This window comes from Enterococcus sp. AZ035, assembly GCF_050548325.1.
Taxonomy (GTDB): domain Bacteria; phylum Bacillota; class Bacilli; order Lactobacillales; family Enterococcaceae; genus Enterococcus; species Enterococcus faecalis.
This window is the reverse complement of sequence record NZ_CP172958.1, coordinates 412,595-432,384: the sequence shown is the minus strand read 5'-3', so window position 1 is coordinate 432,384 and position 19,790 is coordinate 412,595. Positions and strand designations below refer to the sequence as shown.

The following is a 19,790-nucleotide window of genomic DNA, read 5'->3' as shown; positions in this document are numbered from 1 at the left end:
ATATCATGTCAAGCCTTGAGAATAAAGAGCTGCTGTTGGCTGTTTTTTAAAAGGAAAACCTGCGACATTAGTCAAAACGACTGATGTCACAGGTTATTTTTAACGTCTTGGTTCGTCATCTTCCATTTCTTTACGGAAAAAACGACGATTTTCTTCTGGTTCTTCATCGACAGTTTCTTCATCGTAGAAATGAACGCGTAAGACTAGCAAACGTGTGCCTTCCATTTCTTCAGCAGTTAACTTAATATTGCCCACTTCAAAAGAAGGTTTTTCCCCTTCATCAGGAATGGTTCCTAATGCTGTAATTAAGTAACCCGCCATTGTATCAACATCGCTCATGTGTAAATCTGTTTCAAATACTTCATTAAATTCGTCAATTAACATGCGTCCTTGAACCAAATATTCATTGTCGGCCACTTGTGTATATAAATTTTCTACTTCATCTGTTTCATCGTCAATTTCACCAACGATTTCTTCTAGTAAATCTTCCAGTGTTGCTAAACCGACAACACCGCCATATTCATCTAGTAAAATCGCCATTTGGTTTTGTGTTCGTTTTAACTCATAAAGTAAATCATCAATAAAAATGGTTTCTGGGACAAATAATGGTTCTTGGATAATCGCGCCTAATTCAATGTTTTCAAAGCCTAAATTACGTGCAGCTTTTAGTAACGTTTTGGTATGTAAAATACCAACAATTTTATCTTTGTCTTCACTATAAACAGGAATCCGAGAATAATTTTCTCCTAAAATTAAATTGATGTTTTCTTGGACATCATCTTGGATATCAACCATGAATGCGTCTGTCCGAGGAACCATTACTTCTCGTGCCACTTTTGTATCTAATGAAAAGACACCTTGTAACATTTCTAGTTCTTCGTTTTCCAAAACACCTTCTGTTTCAAGCATGTAGCGCATTTCATCTCGTGTCATCTTCGAATCAGCATCATCGAAAGTCATTGGTGTGATTTTGGATAATAAATCGGTCGAAGCCGATAGCAACCAAACGAAGGGACGCGCGATAACTCCTAAAAAGCGGACTGCACCAGAAGTCAATTGAGCGACTTCTTCTGATTTATTCATAGCAATTCGTTTAGGGTATAATTCACCAAATACAATAGAAACGTACGTTAACAAAGCTAAGATAATGATACTGGCAAGACTCTTAGCTGCGGCGCCGCCACCTAATACAGGGGCCAAACGACTAGATAAAGTCTCTGCTAATGAAGCACCAGATAGGATATTAACCAAAGTAATCCCTACTTGGATTGTGGATAAAAAGTTATTGGGGTCTTGCAATACCTTAAGCAATTTTTGAGCTTTTGCGTCGCCGTCTTCCGCTTTTTGTTCCACACGATTCTTGTTAACAGATACGACTGCAATTTCCGCCGCTGCCAAAAAGGCATTGATAAACGTCAACACGACTAATAATAGAAGTTGCGCAATTAGCGACTGACTCTCAGGGTCAGCATTATTCATAATGTTCTCTCTCTCCTTAATTGTTGATAATTCCGAGGCTGTACTTTCGTACTCTTTTAACGTTCTTCCTCTTTTTATGGTTAGGCTTAGAAACAGACACAATCAGTATTATGACAGGTTATTTTCTATCCTAATCCATAAAATCATAGCACGAAAGATTAGCGGATTCAATCATTAACCGTTATTTTCTTTCGTATTTGTTTCATTCCCTAAAAGAACGGCATTGGTAACTTTTTCACTACGACCCGCTTTGACCATATCAATAACATAGTAGATAATGGTCCGGCAGATTGCGTAAAATGGGACACCGAGGAAAATACCTAGCAAACCTGCTAAATTTCCTGCTACCAATAAAATTAAAATAATCGTTAATGGATGGATTTTTAGAGATTTTCCGATAACGTTTGGATAAATAATATTTCCGTCCAATTGTTGAACCACTAGCACCACTAAACAACATAAGGCTGCTTTGACGGGTTCATTAAAGATGGTCACTAAGACAGCAGGCGCTAATCCTAGATAAGGTCCTAGATAGGGAATCAAATTCGTAAAGCCGGCAATGACACCAAATAAAAAGGCATAACGAACGCCAAGCAATGAATACCCAATAATCGTAAATGTACCGACAAATAAACATTCAATCGCTTGTCCACTAATATAACTGGATAAGGTTTGGTTCAATTGTCCTAAAAGATCCACAATATCATCTTTTCTTTTCTCAGGTAAAAAGCGTTGAATCGCTGGTACTAGCTTATCTCCATCTTTTAACATATAAAATAAAATAAATGGCGCAGTGACCAAAACAATAGTGGTTGACGCCACCGTTGATACGATTGAACCTAAGCTACTTGATAAACTACTTAAAAATTGTTGGATAATATTGGCATAAGAAATATCCATTTTTTCAATATAGCTTGTTAAATCAATTTGTTTAAAAATAGGTAACTCCGCAATCTCATAAATCCAGGTCTCCACTTGTTTAAAGAAATCCGGCATACTTGATGCTAAACTAGCTAGCTGATCTGCCAACTTAGGGATAATTGTTAATAAGATCAGAACTAATGCGATGATTAGTAATAAAAATACCAGTAAGACGGCATAAATTCGTTTCATTTTCGTCTTCATTAGTAGATTGACCACAGGATTTAGTAAATAATACAAAAAGCCTGCTACTAAGACTGGGGCAAACAACGTTGAAAAGAATGTCCCAATCGGTGCAAATAAGAAATTAATTTTCGAAGCAATAAATAATAGCATGGCCACGACAAGTAATTCAACTGACCAGAAAAATAATTTCGATTCTTTAAATCGATTAATCACAGCGGCTCCTCCTTTATTTTTATTCAATTGTTGCTGTTTTATTTTATCACACCTTCCCCCCCTCAGTCATTGAGAATACTTCATTGCTAGAACTTTTTCATGGTATAATAAAATAGAAACAGATTCTGAACTTGGGGGTTTTTCTATGCATGTAGCTCAAACAAAAGATACCATGAGTGATCTTTATTTAGATGCTGTCCGGCTTCGTCAACGCGTATTCGTAGCGGAACAAGGGGTACCAGAAGAGATGGAAATCGATGAATATGAAGCACATTGTATTCACTTTGTTTTGTACACGAACCATGTAGCTGTCGCAACTTGTCGCTTGCTTCCACTAGAAAATGGCGTTATGAAATTACAACGAATGGCCGTTGAAAAAGCTTACCGTGGCGCCGACTATGGACGAGTGATTATGGAAGCGGCGGAAAATTTTGCCAAAGAACAAGGCTACCACAAGATTACTCTAGGAGCACAAGTCACCGCTGTAGGCTTCTATGAACGTTTAGGTTATCAAAAAACAGGAGCACCTTTTATGGATGCTGGCATTGAACACTACGAAATGAACAAAGAACTATAACACCAATTAAATCGGAAAATTTAGAGCTTGGAGCATTAGCCATTTTGGCTAATGCTCCAAGCTCCTTTTGTGGGCTGTTTACATCGGCTATTTTTTTGATAGCTGTTGATAACGTTGATACCAGATATCTACATACTCGGGCGAGAAGGGGCCTTTTTCGTTATTAATCCAATCCACTAAAGTCTTGACATTTTCTTTTAAAATGAAGTCAATATCTTCTGGATAATCCATTAGTTTGCTATGAAATTCATATTCATCAACGTCTAGTAAACGTTTTTCACCATCTGGAAAAACCTTGATATCTAAATCATAATCAATATACTTCAACGCTTCGTCATCTAAAACATATGGCGAAGCCAGATTGCAGTAATACGAAACCCCCTTTTCTCTAATCATTGCTATTATATTGAACCAATATTTCTTGTGAAAATAAACAATGGCTGGTTCACGAGTCACCCACCGACGTCCGTCGGATTCCGTTACTAACGTGTGATCGTTCACACCAATTAAAGAATACTCGCTCGTTTTTAGTACCATCGTATCACGCCACGTTCGATGTAAATGTCCGTCATGTTTATAACTCTGAATGGTTACAAACTCGCCTTCTTTAGGAATTCCCATAATACCCCAACTTTCCCCAAATAAAGTAAAGCAATGTTACTTTTTGGGTGTTCATACATCGATATCGAAATAATTATATCATATCTTTTGAGTTTGCGTACATTGAGTTCACTTAAAGAAGACGATTTCTGAAAAAATTTAATTCAGATGACCAAATAGTTTAAATTCAGTATATATTTTCAGCTTAATTACTGTATTTTTTCAAAGACTGATACTGCGCTCTCTCTTAAAACCTGATTCAATTCTTCAACATTTGTTTTACCAGTTGTTTCAAGCCACGCAACGGCTGCTTCAGCACCTTGTTGAACAAATGGAAGCACGCCGTCTGCCCAAGTTGCGCGACCACATAAGACTCCATTAAACGAGGAACCTGCTTTTTTTGCAAATTTCAATGTTTCCTGAAACATCGTAGCACTAACCCCTGCACTCAAGAAAATAAATGGAAGTTGTGTTGCTTCACTTTGCATGTTGAAAAAGGCCTGTGCTTCATCTTGGCTATAAAGACTTTCAGTGCCAAAACCTTCTACAAAATTCATGTTCACAGGGACTTCTACTTTTAAAACATCAACATTATAGCGATCCTTTGAAAATTCTTTCATCGCTTCAATTACTTTGTGCGGTTTTACTTTAGCGTATTCTTTTGAAGCACTATCCGAATTGTTTGCATCATAAGAGACAATTTCTAAAAAGAATGGAATTTCTTCGGCTAAACACTCTGAACCAATCCGTTCTATATAAGCTTTCTTTCGCTCATTGATTGCTTCACTTTCGTCAACATCGTAGTAAAGCAAAAATTTACACGCGTCTGCGCCCGCTTCTTTTAAACGCTTAACCGACCAAACATCAAGACTATCGGGTAACCGTCCTGGTGTCGAAGCATCGTAGCCCGTTTTTTCATACGCAAGTAACAAACCTGAAGTCTGTGCTCGATTTTCAGCAGCAGCTAGGCCATATTCTGGATCCAACAAAATTGCTGAAGTCTCTGGTGTTAAGCAACGAGATACTAATACTTTAAAGTCACTGATTTCTTGCGCAGTCACCTCTTTGTATTTTCCCATCATGCGTTTTAAGGCCCCACGTTGATCAATGGCTAGTGCGCCAATAATCCCTTGATCATCTACCAGATTTTCTAAATGTTTACGTTTTTGTTCACTAATTTTTTTCATTCTGTTCCCTCTCCTAATTGATTATTTAGTAACGTAGCAATTTCAGCTGGCGAACTTGCTTGTTTCAGTCCAGAAGTAACTTCTTCTCTTAATAAGAGGCGCGCAACAGAAGAGAGTAATTTCAAATGTGTCGTGCCAGCTTCGGCATCTGGAATAAACAGCGCAATCACAAACTCCGTTAATTGGTTGTCAAGACTCTGCCACTCAACACCTTGGTCCAAGGTAACGATGATAATGGCCGCTTGTTGAATCGTTGCTGCTTTTGCATGAGGTATCGCAAATCCATTCATCATCCCCGTTGTTCCTTCTTGTTCTCGCTCGTTCAGTTTATCGAAAACTTCCTGTGCGTCCTGAGCAACTTCCAATTCTGTTGATTTTTTTGCTAAAAAGTGAAAAACATCCTCTTGCGTTTGTAACTGTTGATTTAAAAAAATATGATTTTCTTTAATAAAAGCCATTCCATCCACTCCTAATTCCTGTTATTTCATTTTTTTGATAACGATTGCTCTTGTTTGGCGATTCTACTTTTTTGTACAAAACCTAGCAATAAGCCACCTACCAATGAACCAGCTAAAATTGCCAAAACCCATTGAACAGCGTGAGTAACAACTGGTAGAACAAGAAATCCTCCATGAGGTGCTGGCACTTGTACCCCAAACATATACGTTAGGACTGCCGCAATTGAAGATCCGAGCATCATAATTGGTAAAACCTTCAAGGGGTCTTTTGCCGCAAACGGAATAGCGCCTTCTGTAATATGTGTGGAGCCTAAAATAAAGTTCACTAGCCCCGCATTGCGTTCATTTGTGTCAAAGTATTTTCCAAAGAATAATGTAGCAAAGCCTGTAATTAAAGGTGGCGCTATGCAGGCAGCAGAAACTCCTGCCATAAAAGAAGTATTTCCTTGAGCTAAGAGTGCCGTCCCAGTAACATAGGCCGCTTTATTAACTGGACCTCCCATATCAAAGGCACACATACAACCCACAATAATTCCTAAAACCAACGGACTGGAGTTTTGGAAACTAGCTAAAAAGCTCATCATTCCTTCGTTAACAGCTTTCATCGGATCTGCTAGTAAAGACATAGTGATACCAATAACTGCAACGCCAATGACTGGATAAAGGAAAATTGCTTTTAAACCATCTAATGATTTAGGCAAGCCTTTAAATACTCTTTGTAATAAAAGAATGAAATACCCAGCAAGAAAACCAGATAATATCCCTCCTAAAAAGCCAGTGCCACCAGTGTTAGCAATCAAACCACCGACAAAGCCCACAACCAAACCAGGTCGTTTGGCAATCCCCTCTGCGATATACGCAGATAAGATTGGCACCATCATGCCCATTGAGGCATCACCAATACTTTTTAACATAGCAGCGGTAGCATTATACTGACTACTTTCTGGATCAAATGAATAAATGCCCCAAATAGCAAAAGAAAGAGCAATTAAAACGCCGCCTGCTACTACAAACGGCAACATGTGAGAGACGCCATTCATTAAGTTTTTATAAATACTATGTCCAACATTTCCTGAAGAAATCTGTGTTTCCTGTTCAAGTTCATCCACTGCTTGGTTTTCGGCCGCAATCGATCCTTTGCCTGCGAGCGCTTCTTCAATTAAGCGATCTGCTTCTTTAATTCCCACACTGACAGGGACATCAATGATTCGTTTCCCAGCAAAACGTTCTGCTTGAACGTCTTTGTCGGCGGCAATAATGACTGCCTCCGCTCCTTGGATTTCTGCAGGTGTTAACTCGTTTTCTATACCAATCTGACCATGTGTTTCAACCTTAATCGTAATACCTTTACGTTTCGCAGCTTGTTCCAATGCCTCCTGTGCCATATACGTGTGCGCTATTCCCGTCGGACAACCTGTAGCAGCTATTAATTGATACGTAGCCATCTGTTTATTCCTCCTCTTGAATCTTTATTTGTTGCTCTAACTCCTGAACATCTGAAAAATCTGTCAATCCTTTGCGAAATGCTGTTGAACTACCTGCTGCAATACTTCTTTTCAAATTTTTTTCCAATGAAAGTCCTTGATGCCAACCAGCTAAAAAGGTACCTAACATTGCATCCCCTGAACAAGCTGTATTCACAACCATTCCAGTTGGTGAATTACCTGAAAGAACCTTTTCATTATTCATAAATAAAGCCCCTTCACTACCTAAAGAAAGTAAAATATTTTTGGCTCCCCGCTTCAGTAATTCTTGTCCGTAAAAAATGTAATCGTCCTTAGTCTGCACTTCTGTATGAAACCACTCTTGAAGTTCTTCTTCATTTGGTTTCAATAAAAATGGTTGATAAGGCAAACAATCTAAAATTTCTTCATAACTACTGTCTAAGATTAAGAACACCTGTTTTTCAAAACAAATTCGGCTAATTTCAATCAAAATACTTGGCGAAACCCCTTGTGGTAAACTTCCTGATACGCACAAATAATCCCCTTTACGTAACTCTGAAATTTTTTTCAAAAAACGTTGTACATGTTCTTCAGATAATTTTGGTCCCTTATTGACTAATTTGTATTCCTTTTGATCTTGGGTAACTTTTGTAAACACATTAATTCTCGTTGTACCAGCGACTTCGATAAAATCAGTGGTTATTTCTTTTTCTTTTAAATAGTCCTCGACATAGTTCCCAGTGAAACCAGCTTTGACTCCCAAAGCGGTATTATCAATCCCTAACATCTTTAAAATTAGGGAAACATTGACTCCTTTCCCGTTTGCTTGAATATCATCTTCCTTCGTACGATTCACGACAAAAGGAACTAGCTCTTCTGTTTCGATAAATAAATCAATGGCTAAATTTAATGTACATGTATAAATAGTCACTGTAGTTCCTCCTTTCTCCTCTTTATTATGTCTCAAAATGCCATGTAAAGGTTTTCATTCTTTCGCAAAAATATAGAAAACATTTACAATTTCATAATTTCTCTAGCTTTTTTATTTTTTTTCATTAAAAATAGGCTTATAAATGTTTTTTTAGTGAAAGAAAGAAGGGCTGGTCATTATGGAACAAAAATTGAGTGAGTCAGAGCAATATCTCTGGCATTTTATCGAAACACATATTTTAGAAATCCCTGATTATTCCATTGTAAAATTAAGCGAACGAGCCAATGTATCAACTGCGACGATTGTAAGAACCATGAAAAAGAAAGGCTATGAAGGTTTCACATCCTTCAAGCATCACTTGAAAGATAAAGAAAACCAAAATATAAATTTTTCAGCATTAGAAAAAGTAGACCGAGGAATTCGGACAGCCATTTTAAAGAATGAAGAAGAAGTAACTCGCACGATTAACATGATTGAAATTGGTAATATCGAAGATGCGATCCAAAAAATCAAGGCTTCTCGACGGATTATTATCTTTGCTAGAGGTTTTTCAGAATTAATTGCTCAGGAAATGATGGTTAAGTTTCAATTGGCTGGCAAATACTGTGAACTGCATACGGACCCAGAAATTATTAAAAATATTAGTAAAAAGTTATCAAAAAAGGATGTGGCTCTTTTTGTTTCTTTAAACGGAGAAACCCAAGAATTAGTTGTCGCTGGTAAAAACTGTTACGACTCAGAAATTGGGACTATCCTTTTAACTGCAAGCAAACACTCTAGTTTAATGAAATACATTGAAATTCCGTTCGTAGGCTTCAAATCAGAAGGCTCCTTTTTCCCCGATTATGAAGTGCGTTCACGGTTACCACTATCCATTCTGGCAAGAATTTTATTGGACGCCTATGCTTTAAGAACGACAACTTAAGCTTTCTTAAATAATAAAAAACAAGCATTCCTTCACTTAAAATAAAGGAATGCTTGTTTTTATTTTGCAACAAAACGTGCTTCTACTCGATAAATTCGTTGACCACGACTAGAAAATTTTTCTTCGTATTCTGTCATAATGTTGCCTTCAAACTCGCTATTATGCAAATCTAGCCACACACGTTCAATAATCATGCCATATTTAGAAAAGCTACTTAATGAGTATTCGAAGAGCCCTTGATTATCCGTTTTAAAATGAATTTCTCCATTTGGTTTTAAGATAATTTCATCTGTCGCTAAAAAGTTTTTATACGTTAAACGACGTTTTTCATGTTTTTTCTTTGGCCAAGGATCTGAAAAATTTAAATAGATTAAATCTACTTCATTTTCAGCAAAATATTCTGTTAATGCTTCGCCGTCTACTCGCAATAACTGTAGATTAGGTAACGGCTCGGCCACTAGCTTATCTAATGCAATCGATAAAATACTTAATTGCATATCGATACCAATATAATTAATTTCAGGATGTGCTTTAGCCATTTCATAAATAAAACGACCTTTACCTGAACCAATTTCAATGTGGATGGGATGATTATTGCCAAAACGTTCTTGCCATTTCCCTTGCCATTTTTCAGGACCTTCTACCACATATTGTGGATATTTTGCCATATATTCTGCTGCTCCGGGTCTATTTCTTACACGCATATTTAAAATTCCTTTCTTTTAAAAACAGACTGGTGAAATTCGCCAGCCTGTGTGGATGTTAAATGAATTAGTTTAACTACTAAACATTCGTTTTAATTGTAAAATTTCTGCAGTCATTGCTCTTCTTTCGCCCTCTTGGTGATGACGAACAATCTCTTGTAAAAAGCTAAATAAACCATACCAATAAATTCGTTGAACCGTACTTTCATTCGGGATTAAACCATAAGATAGTAACCATTGATTCCAACCGGAACGAGGGACATAATGACTCAAAATCATTCCTAAATCTACCGCTGGGTCCGCGACCATCACAGAATCCCAATCTACTAAATAGAGATAATTATTCGAGACTAACCAATTCCGATGATTCACATCGCCGTGAACAGCTACATAACTAGTTTCTGGATATTCTGGTAAATGATTATATAAATAAGTGATTACTTCTTTTAAATAACTGTTTCGTTTTAATTCTTTAGGTAGTTGACGCTTATACTCTTTCAACATTGTTAGCGGGGTACAAACTTCGCCACCAATTTTTTTCAACATGTCTTTCAGCAAATTGGAATGATGCAATTGGTATAACACGTCAATCACGTCATTGCGTTTGCCAATTTCGTCCGCATGTAATAAACGTCCTTCCAGCCATTCTTGGGCTGTTAGTACGTCGCCATTCGCTGTCCGCTTTGTCCAAATCATCTTCGGGGCTAACCCTTCTTTAGACAATGCTGCAAGAAGTGGAGAAGTGTTTCGTTTAATGAACACTTTCTCTGTTTCTTTTATTCCCATGTATGTTTGACCAGTTGCGCCCTTTATCGGCTGCAGACGCCAGTCTTTATCCAACTGAAATTCCATGGAAATTATCTCCTATCTCAACACAATTTTATTGCAATTTTTACAGCAATTACCATTTTAGTCGCCAAACCTTGCTTCGTCAAGCTTCTATGTGGTTCTTTTGTAAATTTTGCTGGGTTTTCTCATCTTTATAACTTATTCAAGCGCATTGGAACATACATTTTAGTGAAAATCACAACTTCTACAATTAAGGCACCCAGAATGATCAAGCTATTTTGCAAACTGCCTAAACGAAGGCAGACAATCCCACCAAAAATAATGGCCGCAACAGATAATGCGCCGCTAATTAACCGGCGAATCGCTGCTTGTTTTTTTTCTATTGAAATTGGATATAACTGTGTCATCACCATATAATCAAATTGCGTGTACATGGGAATCAACTGGAACCCGATTAAATAGACAAACAATAAAGCAACTACCAACGCAATCCAGAATTCTTGTAAAAAGAAGAGTAGCACGCCACCAACCAAAATCAAACGAAACAATAAGCCGCTATATTCGCTACCTCGTAAAAAGCTCCGAATGAATAAGTAAGCATACGTGTTCTCAGATGTTTTTTTGACTACTCCGAGGAGAGGATCTAAGTATTTACGGCGTTTCACTGTACTACTCACTTCAGGAATATCTGTAAACAGCTGAATGAATTTATAAATTCTATGCATTCTGTTTTGTTCTTTTTGGATCATTTTTTCCCAATCCAAGAAACTCTGTTTCATCTTATTTTGCCAAATACTCGATAAACCAACGGCCAGAATGATGCCACCAATCACACCAACCCAAGGCGTCCAGTAAATAGCTCCCGTCATAATCAAGAGACTACTGATCAACCAAACAAACCACCAACTACGGTAAGTGGTTGACGAAAGATGATAGAGCCCATAGCTTTGTAAACTAAGATGTGTATAAATCATACAAACTAGCATGATCAAAAATAAAAAGAAGGTTTGAAACGACCAACCTGTTGTGACTACAATCAACGGCATCAATAGGCCACTTCCTAGAAAGCTGACCACAATCGGTAAAAGTAAAGAGTAGCGCAGCGCTCGTTTCAGATAAGCAGCGAATTGTTTTTCTTTTGGTAATAAAAAAACCTTGTCCGGCTCTTCTGTCAAAGTAGCCAACTTACCAACTTGAATGAGTAGCAGCCAGCCCAACAGAATTAACGGTCTGCCCCAAACAAAATCACGAGGTAATTCTTTTAACAACTGGGAATAGTACAGACCTAATCCGCCTAATAAAAACATACAGACTAAAACAAAATGATCATTTAAAATATAGCGCAAGTACTTGGACATTTTTTTGAAATGCCGTGACAAACGTTGACTAAAAAATTCGCCCATGTTACCCCACCTTTTCTTCCTTTGTCAAGGCAAGATAAATATCATCTAAAGAAGACTCTGGTAAATTAAATTCTGCACGTAATTCAGCCATTGTACCGTTTGCCCATAATTTCCCTTCGTGTAGCACCACAAAGCGATCACAATATTTTTCAGCTGTTGCTAAAATATGCGTGGACATTAAAATCGCTGCCCCTTGCTTACGCATCGTATCCATTAATTCTAATAAAGCATGAATTGCTAAAGGATCTAAGCCTAGAAAAGGTTCATCAATAATATATAAACTCGGTTCAATTAAGAATGCACAAAGTACCATGACTTTTTGTTTCATGCCTTTTGAAAAATTAGCAGGAAACCATTCCAATTTATTGTCTAAACGGAACGTTTTTAGTAATGGTTCTGCTCGTTTGAACGCTTCTTCTAATGGAATATCATAAGCCAAGGCCGTTACTTCGATATGCTCTTTCAATGTTAATTCTTCATATAAAGAAGGTGTTTCCGGAATATACCCGATTTTTTTACGATATTCTTCAGGGGCTTGTTGCAATGTTTCCCCGTCAATCATAATTTTGCCTTTTTGCGGCGTAAGTAACCCAATAATATTTTTGATGGTGGTACTTTTCCCCGCACCATTCAAGCCGATTAAACCAACCATTTCACCAGACTTGACGTCAAAATTAATATCTTTTAAGACAGGAATATGGCCGTAACCTCCTGTTAAATGTTCAATTGTTAAGCTCATTTCTTTTGCCTCCAACCTTTTCTCTCTACCATTATTAAACCCTAAGCGAACCAAGAATTCAAAAATTACTCCCTTAATTAAATGGATTTTTTTCTTTCTCTTATTATACACGAAATGAAACGAACTTTTTAGCGAACTCACGTACTTTTTCATCCACAGAGAAATCAACTTGTGGTAAAGTAAAGGAAAGAATCTAGAGAAAAGAGGAATTTTTCATGAATGATTGTATTTTTTGTAAAATTATCAACGGCGAAATCCCAAGTTATAAAGTCTATGAAGACGAGAAAGTCTACGCGTTTTTAGACATTACACAAGTGACCAAAGGGCATACCTTAATGATTCCAAAACAACACGTTGCTGATATTTTTGAATATAATGACGTTTTAGCAAGCGACGTCTTTGCTCGTATTCCTAAAGTAGCACGAGCATTAGAAAAAGCTTTTCCAGAAATGGAAGGATTAAACATTTTAAATAACAATAAGGAAGTGGCTTATCAATCCGTTTTCCATTCCCACGTTCATTTGATTCCCCGTTATTCAAAAGAAGATGATTTCTCTATTCATTTTGGCAACCATCAAGAGGACTATTCCGCCGAAGCGATGCAAGAAATTGCTGAGACCATTGCAAAGCAGGTGAACTAAATGAAAAAATTTATTAAAGGTCTCTTTTTTGGTGCAGCTGCTGGTACCATTGGCGGCTTGTTGGCTGCTCCAAGAAGCGGGAAAGAAACACGCCAACATTTAATCAATGAGCTAGAGGACTATCGTTCACTGAAAAATCAAGTCACGAATGACTGGGATCAGGTGCAACGAAATTTGGCAGTTGTCGAAGAAAACGTTCCACTGGCAACTGAATTTTCAAAAGACCTGCAACAAGAAATCACTGATTTCAAATTCCAAGCGGAACCTCGGATTGCTCAAATTAAAGAACAAATTGCCAAAATCACGGCTGAATTACCTGACACACAAACCAACAAGCAAAAGTAAAGTCTTTTATGTTAATTATTTCTTTTGTTATTAAAAAAATAAAAAGTGTGACGTAAATACGAATTTTGTTTGAAACTATGCCTGAGACTCTTTCTTTTTCAAAATAAGGTATGGTATAGTTATAACAGAAATAAAACTAAAAAAAACAGGAGTGCATAAGAGAATGAAGAAAAAACTAATCTTAGCTGCAGCGGGCGCAATGGCCGTTTTTAGTTTAGCAGCGTGTTCAAGCGGTTCAAAAGATATCGCAACAATGAAAGGTTCAACAATTACTGTTGATGATTTTTATAACCAAATTAAAGAACAAAGCACTAGCCAACAAGCGTTTAGCCAAATGGTTATTTATAAAGTCTTTGAAGAAAAATATGGCGACAAAGTAACTGACAAAGATATTCAAAAAAACTTTGACGAAGCCAAAGAACAAGTAGAAGCACAAGGTGGAAAGTTCTCTGATGCATTAAAACAAGCTGGTTTAACTGAAAAAACATTCAAGAAACAGTTAAAACAAAGAGCAGCCTATGATGCAGGTCTAAAAGCCCACTTAAAAATTACAGATGAAGACTTAAAAACAGCTTGGGCAAGTTTCCATCCAGAAGTAGAAGCACAAATTATCCAAGTTGCTTCAGAAGATGATGCCAAAGCTGTCAAGAAAGAAATCACTGACGGCGGCGATTTCACAAAAATTGCTAAAGAAAAATCAACAGATGCTGCTACGAAAAAAGATGGCGGTAAAATTAAATTTGATTCACAAGCAACAACTGTTCCTGCCGAAGTTAAAGAAGCTGCCTTCAAATTAAAAGATGGCGAAGTGTCAGAACCAATTGCTGCAACAAATATGCAAACCTACCAAACAACCTACTATGTAGTGAAAATGACGAAAAACAAAGCAAAAGGCAATGACATGAAACCTTATGAAAAAGAGATCAAGAAAATTGCTGAAGAAACAAAATTAGCCGATCAAACATTTGTTTCGAAAGTCATTAGTGACGAATTAAAAGCGGCCAATGTGAAAATTAAAGATGATGCCTTCAAGAACGCTTTAGCAGGCTACATGCAAACTGAATCTTCAAGCGCTTCTTCAGAGAAAAAAGAATCAAAATCAAGTGATTCTAAAACAAGCGATACCAAAACAAGCGACTCTGAAAAAGCAACAGATTCTTCAAGCAAAACAACAGAATCTTCTTCTAAATAAGCATAAAAAAGAGAGTGGTCGATTGACCACTCCCTTTTTTATTTATCTTTTGGAACATAGAAACTGCGGTTATCTAAACCAAAGATTCGTTCCGTATACTCCCCAGGCTGTGTTTGACGAATTGCCCCTAGCATCATTTGAATGGACGCATCCATGGTATCAATTTGATGTAAGATTTCCGCTTCCATAATTCTTGGTCGCACAGGTGAGCCATATTCCAACAATCCATGGTGGGCTAAGACCATGTGCCGAAGAACGACAACGTCTTCTTCTCGATCATCAATTTTCAAAGCCAAACACGCCTTGGTAATTTCCTCATCCACCAAAACTAAATGACCAATTAAGTTCCCTGCCACCGTATATTCTGTCGTAATAGCGCCAGATAACTCTAAAACTTTTCCTAAGTCATGTAAAATAATCCCCGCGTATAATAGTGACGTGTTAATTTCAGGATATTCCTTAGCAATTGCTTTGCCTAGGCGCAACATTGAGACAGTGTGGTAAGCTAAGCCATTCGCAAAAGCATGATGGTTCCGTTTGGCTGCAGGAAATTCATAAAATTCTTGTTGGTATTTTGTCATGAGATAGCGCACAATACGATTCCAATGAGCATTGGTAATCTCAAAAATCACTTGATTGATTTCCTCGACCATCTCTTCTTTTTTCAAAGGCGCTCGTTCCATATATAAACTTGGCTGGCTTGGTTCCTCTGCTGTCGCTAAACGCATGTGTAAAATTTTTACTTGGGGTTTATTTTGATAAACTTCTCGTTTCCCATTCAGTAAAACAACGTTCCCCGCAGTAAATCGTGTAATTTCATCCTCAGAGGCGTCCCAATATTTTCCGTCAATCGTGCCAGATGTGTCTTGAAAGGTAAAGGCAATAAACTTTTTCCCATTTTTAGCTACACGTACATCGGCATTTTTAATTAGAACAAATGATTCAAAAAGTTCTTCTACTGTTAATTCACGTAATTTTTTCACTTGACGCTTCCTCCTTCTAACGCAATTACTCTTTGTTTTAAGTCCTGATAATAGCTTACCATTTCTTGGTCAGAAGAAAAACAAATGACTTGCTGTTTTTGACCAAACTTAGTAAATAATTCAGCTAATTGGGCTTTTCTTTGATGATCATAGTGTAACCAGCCATCATCAATGATAATTGGACAAACCAGTTGCTCGCCTTGGACTGCTAAAAAAGCAAAACGAACAGCCATCATCAATTGATCTTTAGTGCCAGTTGATAATTCATGTAAATAAAACATTTCTTGTTCTTTCGTCACCGCAACTAGTTGACCTTCGGCTACTTGGATTGATTGATAACGCTGGCTTGTTAAAAGTGCAAAGTAGCTTGATGCATACTGTAATAAGCTGGGCAATTGTTGTTCTGAAAGCTCTGTTAATAGGTCCATTAACAGTTGCCCCGCCAGTTGATACCCAGACCAACGTTGAGCTAGTTCTTTGATTTCCGCTTTTAAAATTGCTTGGCGTTGATACAACTCATCTAAGGTACCATCCGTCATTAATTGTTGTTTTTCATAAATCAGCGCTTGATACTGTTCTTGTATTTTATCTAACTGGCTTTCTTCCAGTGCTTGTTGCTGCATTAGTTGTAGAGAACGGGCTTTTAACGTTGCTTCTGTTACCGCTTCTGGAAACAGATTGCCTAATTGCGTCGCTAATTCTTGCCCACGACCAACTTGAGCTTGCTGAGTGGTCAGCTGTTGAATCCTACTTGGAACATCAGCGATTGATAGAATCCGATAACGAATTAGTAAAGGCTGAATTCGTGTTAATGCTTCTTGCTGTTTAGTTTTCAACTCTCGTAACTGTTGTTTGAGATAGCCATCTGCTTGATACTCCTGAGCAAAGCGAACTTTCTCCATTTCTTCAGCAAATCCTTCTAAAAAGTGTAACTTTTCGGAAAGGCTCTTTCCTTGTAAGGGTAAATGCGTCATCAATGGAAAGACTTGTTCTTCAAATCCTTGGCGTTTTTGTTGATTTTCCTTCAATTGACTCATGAGTTCTTCATTTGTTTGAACAAGCAATAAATAGCGCGTAATCAATTCCCGCTGATTCATTAAAGTATCAATTTGTTGCATTTTTCCTAATTGATGGACTTGGGCTTGCTCCGCTACTGCTTGTTCAAGTTGTTCCACTTGCAGTTGTGCCTCACGTTCTTGATTCAGCGCCTGTTGGAACTGTTCATTTAAATAATCTAGTTGCGAAAGTTTTGTCTGCCACTCTTCTTTCACTTCATCAGAGGAAACTTCTTTTCTAGTGGCGTAGCTAAGCACTTCTTTCGCGATAAAACTAACTCCCACGAGAACTAGGCCCCATTTTAAAGGGCTTGGCAAAAAGAAACCGAGTAATGCAAGGATACTTCCTAGCAATAACCAAAGTGGTTGACTTGTTTTCTGCGCTTTTTGGGCACGCGTCGCTTCACCAAAAAATGCGGCATGCGCTTTTTCAAAATCCGTTAACTGGTCTTCCAGATTTTCAATTTGAGAAGCCAAGAATGCTTTCTGTTCTTGTCCTTTTTGAAGAGCTTGCGTATACGCAACTTGTTGTTGGCGCCACTTTTGAACGGTTTCGTTGTCATAGAAAAGCTGTGGTGGTCGTTCAGGCGACCATGACCATTCGTTCTCTAAAAGGACCATTTCTTGACGATTTTGATCAAAGGTTTGGGTCATCCATTCCGATTCCGTCATCAATTGTTGCATATCATAGCGTTGATTCAACAATTGTTGAATCAATGCTTCTTGTTCTAGGTAAAAAGCATAGCCTTCTGGAACATCGAGCGCTTCTGACTGAAGAGATAACTCTTTGGTCAAACGTTGCCGTTCTTTGTCTAGGTACATATATTCTTGAAAGGTTTCTTCTAATTGAACTTGGTCTTCTTTTACTAAAACAACGTTCTCTGTTTCTTCAGGTAGCGACTGCCATTCTTCGTACAAGGGAAAGTGACGTTGCTGTTCCGCAACCTGTAACAAGCCCTGTTGCGTTTCTTTTAATTGCTGTTGCAGTGTCACTCGCTGTTGTTCTGTTTCGCGAATCGTTTCTTCTAATTGTTGAAAAGTTTGTTGCTGCGCTTCTTTCTCTTGAATTTGCTCTTTTAGTTCTTGATAAGCCGCCAACTTCTGATTGAGTAATGGCTGCTGCCCTTTGCCTTTAAAGATTTTTTGTGCTTCTTTAAAGTACGCATTTCGGTAAGTCAAAAGTTGTTGACTACCAGAAACACCAATGGCTAACAAGGATGTTTGCAGTTCCTCTTCTGTCAACTTGTCACTCGTAATTAATTGTTCTTGTTGGAAAGTAAAAACCTCTTGAAATAACTTTTTCGTTAGCGGATGTAACATTTGCTGTAAGGTTTTTTCATCCCCCATTTGTTGTTGATAATAAATGATTGCTTGCCCTTTATTTTTTTCTTTAAAACGCTCGACTTGAACTTCCCCAAACACAGGATGTGCCAACCACAAACGACCACCATACGAGCCACCATTTTTAGGTGCGTAATCGCGTTTTCTTTTACCCTTTGTGGGAAACCCAAACAGTATTGCTTGAATGAATTGATACAATGTGGACTTGCCAACTTCATTTGCGCCGTACAGCAATTGATTACCAGATTCAAATGTAATTTTCTGTTGTTGCCATTTTCCAAAGCCCACAATCTCTACTGCGAGTAATTTCATAGTGGGTCCTCCTGAATAGTAAAGTCTTTATTAATTTGCTCATGTGCTAGGCGCAAGCTCTCTAATCGCCACTGCTCATCCATTGAAAAAATTCCAGCAAATTCTGGATAACGTAACAATTCCTTGGTGGTATCTTCAAAAATAACTGGATCTAAGTATGTTTTTTCTAATGCCGTTAATAAGTTGGGACTAGCGGCTAAATAGATCGGTTCTTTCGTTGGTTCCTCTGCTTGCAATATTAGGCGATAAACAAAAAAATCACCTTGCGTTTTTTGTAAAAGCTGCTGCTGTAAGTAGCTTAATAGTTCACCATTGACAATGGCTTGCACCACGGTCACATCCAAATGTTGCGTTTCTTTCAGTGTCAACGCCATCAATTGCTGTTGCTGATGCGCATGCCATTTCGTCAGCAAACTGGTTTCAAGATAAGACAAAACGCTTTGGGTGTCACGGCATTGCGCAAGAGATACTTCTTCATTCGTCCAATCTATTTCTGCGACTTTTTCAAATTGAACAGTCGCTTGATTCTGGGAAAGTGTGACCACTGCAACCCCTTGTAAAGACTGTTCTTTTTTCGTGTGTCCTTGAGGTGTTCCAGGATAAACAATTAGCGGTTGTTCACTAACAATTTGCGGCTGATGAATGTGGCCCAATGCCCAATAATTATAGCCAGTGGCTTTTAAATCCTTCCATGTAAACGGAGCATAATTTTGTTGCGCTTTCCGACTGGTGTCTCCATGATAAATCCCAATATGAATGTCAGATTCTGCTTGTTTGATAGGAAATTCTAGTGCTTTATTTTCATCAATCCAGGGATGCTCATAACTAAACCCTGAAACAGCCACTTGTTCGCCCGCTTTCGTTTCAAAATACAGTGTCTCAACCATTTCTTTTTCAAATAAAAAAACATTGTCCGGAAAAGAAAACCAATAGCGGTCTTTTTTATAGTAATCATGATTCCCAAATGTTAGAATCACAGGGATTTCTGCTTGTTTCAACTGTTCTAATGCAGCCATCAATTGGGCTTGCATTGAAATAGAGGTCTGACTTTGATGAAACGTATCTCCTGCAAAAATAACCAAGTCCACCGCTTCTCGAATGGCAACTGTTACGATATTCATCAACAATTGTTGATTAGCTTCTCTTAAGCGCTTCGCTAAGGCTGTCGGGATCCCAGTTAACCCTTCAAAAGACCGATCCATGTGTAAATCAGCTGTATGCAATAGTTTCATCGTTTCCCCTCCTTTTCTCCTCCCTTTATCATATCATTTTCTGCCAGCTTGGTCAGTAAAAACATACGAAAATTTGTTCGTTTTTTTATTTTCAGTAAAAGAAAAACTCTGACAAATTGTCTTATAGACAAC

Annotated in this window: 19 protein-coding genes; 5 read left to right on the top strand and 14 right to left on the bottom strand. The window is 37.8% G+C overall.

The annotated features are described in order from the left end of the window. Nucleotides 1-99: 99 nt before the first annotated feature. Both IGL32_RS02175 and IGL32_RS02170 read right to left on the bottom strand, forming a co-directional pair. Nucleotides 100-1,479: a hemolysin family protein gene (locus IGL32_RS02175; protein WP_002363168.1), complete on the bottom strand. Its 1,380-nt coding sequence runs from the start codon at nucleotides 1,477-1,479 to the stop codon at nucleotides 100-102. Nucleotides 1,480-1,653: 174 nt separating this feature from the next. Beyond that, the gene (locus IGL32_RS02170; RefSeq protein ID WP_002355540.1) at nucleotides 1,654-2,799 is read right to left on the bottom strand and encodes an AI-2E family transporter; all 1,146 of its coding nucleotides are present in this window, start codon (nucleotides 2,797-2,799) and stop codon (nucleotides 1,654-1,656) included. Between the two features lie 145 nt (nucleotides 2,800-2,944). Here IGL32_RS02170 and IGL32_RS02165 point away from each other — a divergent pair, with 145 nt between their 5' ends. After that, nucleotides 2,945-3,376: a GNAT family N-acetyltransferase gene (locus IGL32_RS02165; protein WP_002355539.1), complete on the top strand. Its 432-nt coding sequence runs from the start codon at nucleotides 2,945-2,947 to the stop codon at nucleotides 3,374-3,376. Nucleotides 3,377-3,463: 87 nt separating this feature from the next. On the opposite strand, the gene bph is transcribed toward IGL32_RS02165, so the two are convergent. The 5 genes from bph to pfkB form a co-directional block, all read right to left on the bottom strand. Beyond that, the gene (gene bph / locus IGL32_RS02160; protein WP_002355538.1) at nucleotides 3,464-3,997 is read right to left on the bottom strand and encodes a biofilm phosphatase Bph; all 534 of its coding nucleotides are present in this window, start codon (nucleotides 3,995-3,997) and stop codon (nucleotides 3,464-3,466) included. Between the two features lie 188 nt (nucleotides 3,998-4,185). Then, nucleotides 4,186-5,163: a tagatose-bisphosphate aldolase gene (gene lacD, locus IGL32_RS02155; RefSeq protein WP_002371479.1), complete on the bottom strand. Its 978-nt coding sequence runs from the start codon at nucleotides 5,161-5,163 to the stop codon at nucleotides 4,186-4,188. Beyond that, nucleotides 5,160-5,621: a fructose PTS transporter subunit IIA gene (locus tag IGL32_RS02150; protein ID WP_002358680.1), complete on the bottom strand. Its 462-nt coding sequence runs from the start codon at nucleotides 5,619-5,621 to the stop codon at nucleotides 5,160-5,162. Before IGL32_RS02150 ends, lacD begins: the two co-directional genes overlap by 4 nt. Before the next feature lie 26 nt (nucleotides 5,622-5,647). Next, nucleotides 5,648-7,066 carry a PTS fructose transporter subunit IIC gene (locus tag IGL32_RS02145; RefSeq protein WP_002355535.1) on the bottom strand — a complete coding sequence of 473 codons (1,419 nt, stop codon included), beginning with the start codon at nucleotides 7,064-7,066 and terminating at the stop codon, nucleotides 5,648-5,650. Between the two features lie 4 nt (nucleotides 7,067-7,070). Then, on the bottom strand, nucleotides 7,071-7,997 hold the full coding sequence (gene pfkB / locus IGL32_RS02140; RefSeq protein ID WP_002355534.1) for a 1-phosphofructokinase: 927 nt from the start codon (nucleotides 7,995-7,997) through the stop codon (nucleotides 7,071-7,073). 178 nt (nucleotides 7,998-8,175) lie between these two features. On the opposite strand from pfkB, the gene IGL32_RS02135 reads away from it, so the two are divergent. Continuing rightward, the gene (locus IGL32_RS02135; protein ID WP_002363162.1) at nucleotides 8,176-8,922 is read left to right on the top strand and encodes a MurR/RpiR family transcriptional regulator; all 747 of its coding nucleotides are present in this window, start codon (nucleotides 8,176-8,178) and stop codon (nucleotides 8,920-8,922) included. A gap of 59 nt (nucleotides 8,923-8,981) precedes the next feature. Here IGL32_RS02135 and trmB read toward each other — a convergent pair whose 3' ends face one another. The 4 genes from trmB to IGL32_RS02115 form a co-directional block, all read right to left on the bottom strand. Next, nucleotides 8,982-9,626: a tRNA (guanosine(46)-N7)-methyltransferase TrmB gene (gene trmB / locus IGL32_RS02130; protein ID WP_002355532.1), complete on the bottom strand. Its 645-nt coding sequence runs from the start codon at nucleotides 9,624-9,626 to the stop codon at nucleotides 8,982-8,984. 72 nt (nucleotides 9,627-9,698) lie between these two features. After that, the gene (locus tag IGL32_RS02125; protein ID WP_002355531.1) at nucleotides 9,699-10,478 is read right to left on the bottom strand and encodes a phosphotransferase family protein; all 780 of its coding nucleotides are present in this window, start codon (nucleotides 10,476-10,478) and stop codon (nucleotides 9,699-9,701) included. A gap of 128 nt (nucleotides 10,479-10,606) precedes the next feature. Beyond that, nucleotides 10,607-11,818, bottom strand: a complete 1,212-nt coding sequence (locus IGL32_RS02120; protein WP_033591941.1) for an ABC transporter permease — start codon at nucleotides 11,816-11,818, stop codon at nucleotides 10,607-10,609. 1 nt (nucleotide 11,819) lies between these two features. Further along, the gene (locus tag IGL32_RS02115) at nucleotides 11,820-12,557 is read right to left on the bottom strand and encodes an ABC transporter ATP-binding protein (RefSeq protein ID WP_010707824.1); all 738 of its coding nucleotides are present in this window, start codon (nucleotides 12,555-12,557) and stop codon (nucleotides 11,820-11,822) included. A gap of 215 nt (nucleotides 12,558-12,772) precedes the next feature. Here IGL32_RS02115 and IGL32_RS02110 point away from each other — a divergent pair, with 215 nt between their 5' ends. From IGL32_RS02110 to IGL32_RS02100, 3 genes are all read left to right on the top strand, one after another. Beyond that, nucleotides 12,773-13,198 (top strand): HIT family protein, encoded by a 426-nt coding sequence (locus IGL32_RS02110; protein ID WP_002355527.1) that lies wholly within the window; start codon nucleotides 12,773-12,775, stop codon nucleotides 13,196-13,198. Then, on the top strand, nucleotides 13,199-13,543 hold the full coding sequence (locus IGL32_RS02105) for a YtxH domain-containing protein (protein ID WP_002355526.1): 345 nt from the start codon (nucleotides 13,199-13,201) through the stop codon (nucleotides 13,541-13,543). 163 nt (nucleotides 13,544-13,706) lie between these two features. After that, nucleotides 13,707-14,735, top strand: coding sequence for a peptidylprolyl isomerase (locus IGL32_RS02100; protein WP_002355524.1), 1,029 nt, complete (start codon nucleotides 13,707-13,709; stop codon nucleotides 14,733-14,735). A 38-nt stretch (nucleotides 14,736-14,773) separates the two neighbouring features. Here the strand turns inward: IGL32_RS02100 and IGL32_RS02095 are convergent, their stop codons facing one another. From IGL32_RS02095 to IGL32_RS02085, 3 genes are read right to left on the bottom strand one after another with little or no spacing between them, the layout of a single operon-like run. Further along, a complete protein-coding gene (locus tag IGL32_RS02095) occupies nucleotides 14,774-15,718 on the bottom strand; it encodes a 3'-5' exoribonuclease YhaM family protein (protein WP_002355522.1) in 945 nt (314 codons plus the stop codon). Beyond that, nucleotides 15,715-18,426, bottom strand: coding sequence for an ATP-binding protein (locus IGL32_RS02090; protein WP_430600075.1), 2,712 nt, complete (start codon nucleotides 18,424-18,426; stop codon nucleotides 15,715-15,717). Before IGL32_RS02090 ends, IGL32_RS02095 begins: the two co-directional genes overlap by 4 nt. Then, nucleotides 18,423-19,658, bottom strand: coding sequence for a DNA repair exonuclease (locus IGL32_RS02085; RefSeq protein ID WP_016633998.1), 1,236 nt, complete (start codon nucleotides 19,656-19,658; stop codon nucleotides 18,423-18,425). Before IGL32_RS02085 ends, IGL32_RS02090 begins: the two co-directional genes overlap by 4 nt. Nucleotides 19,659-19,790 lie beyond the last annotated feature (132 nt).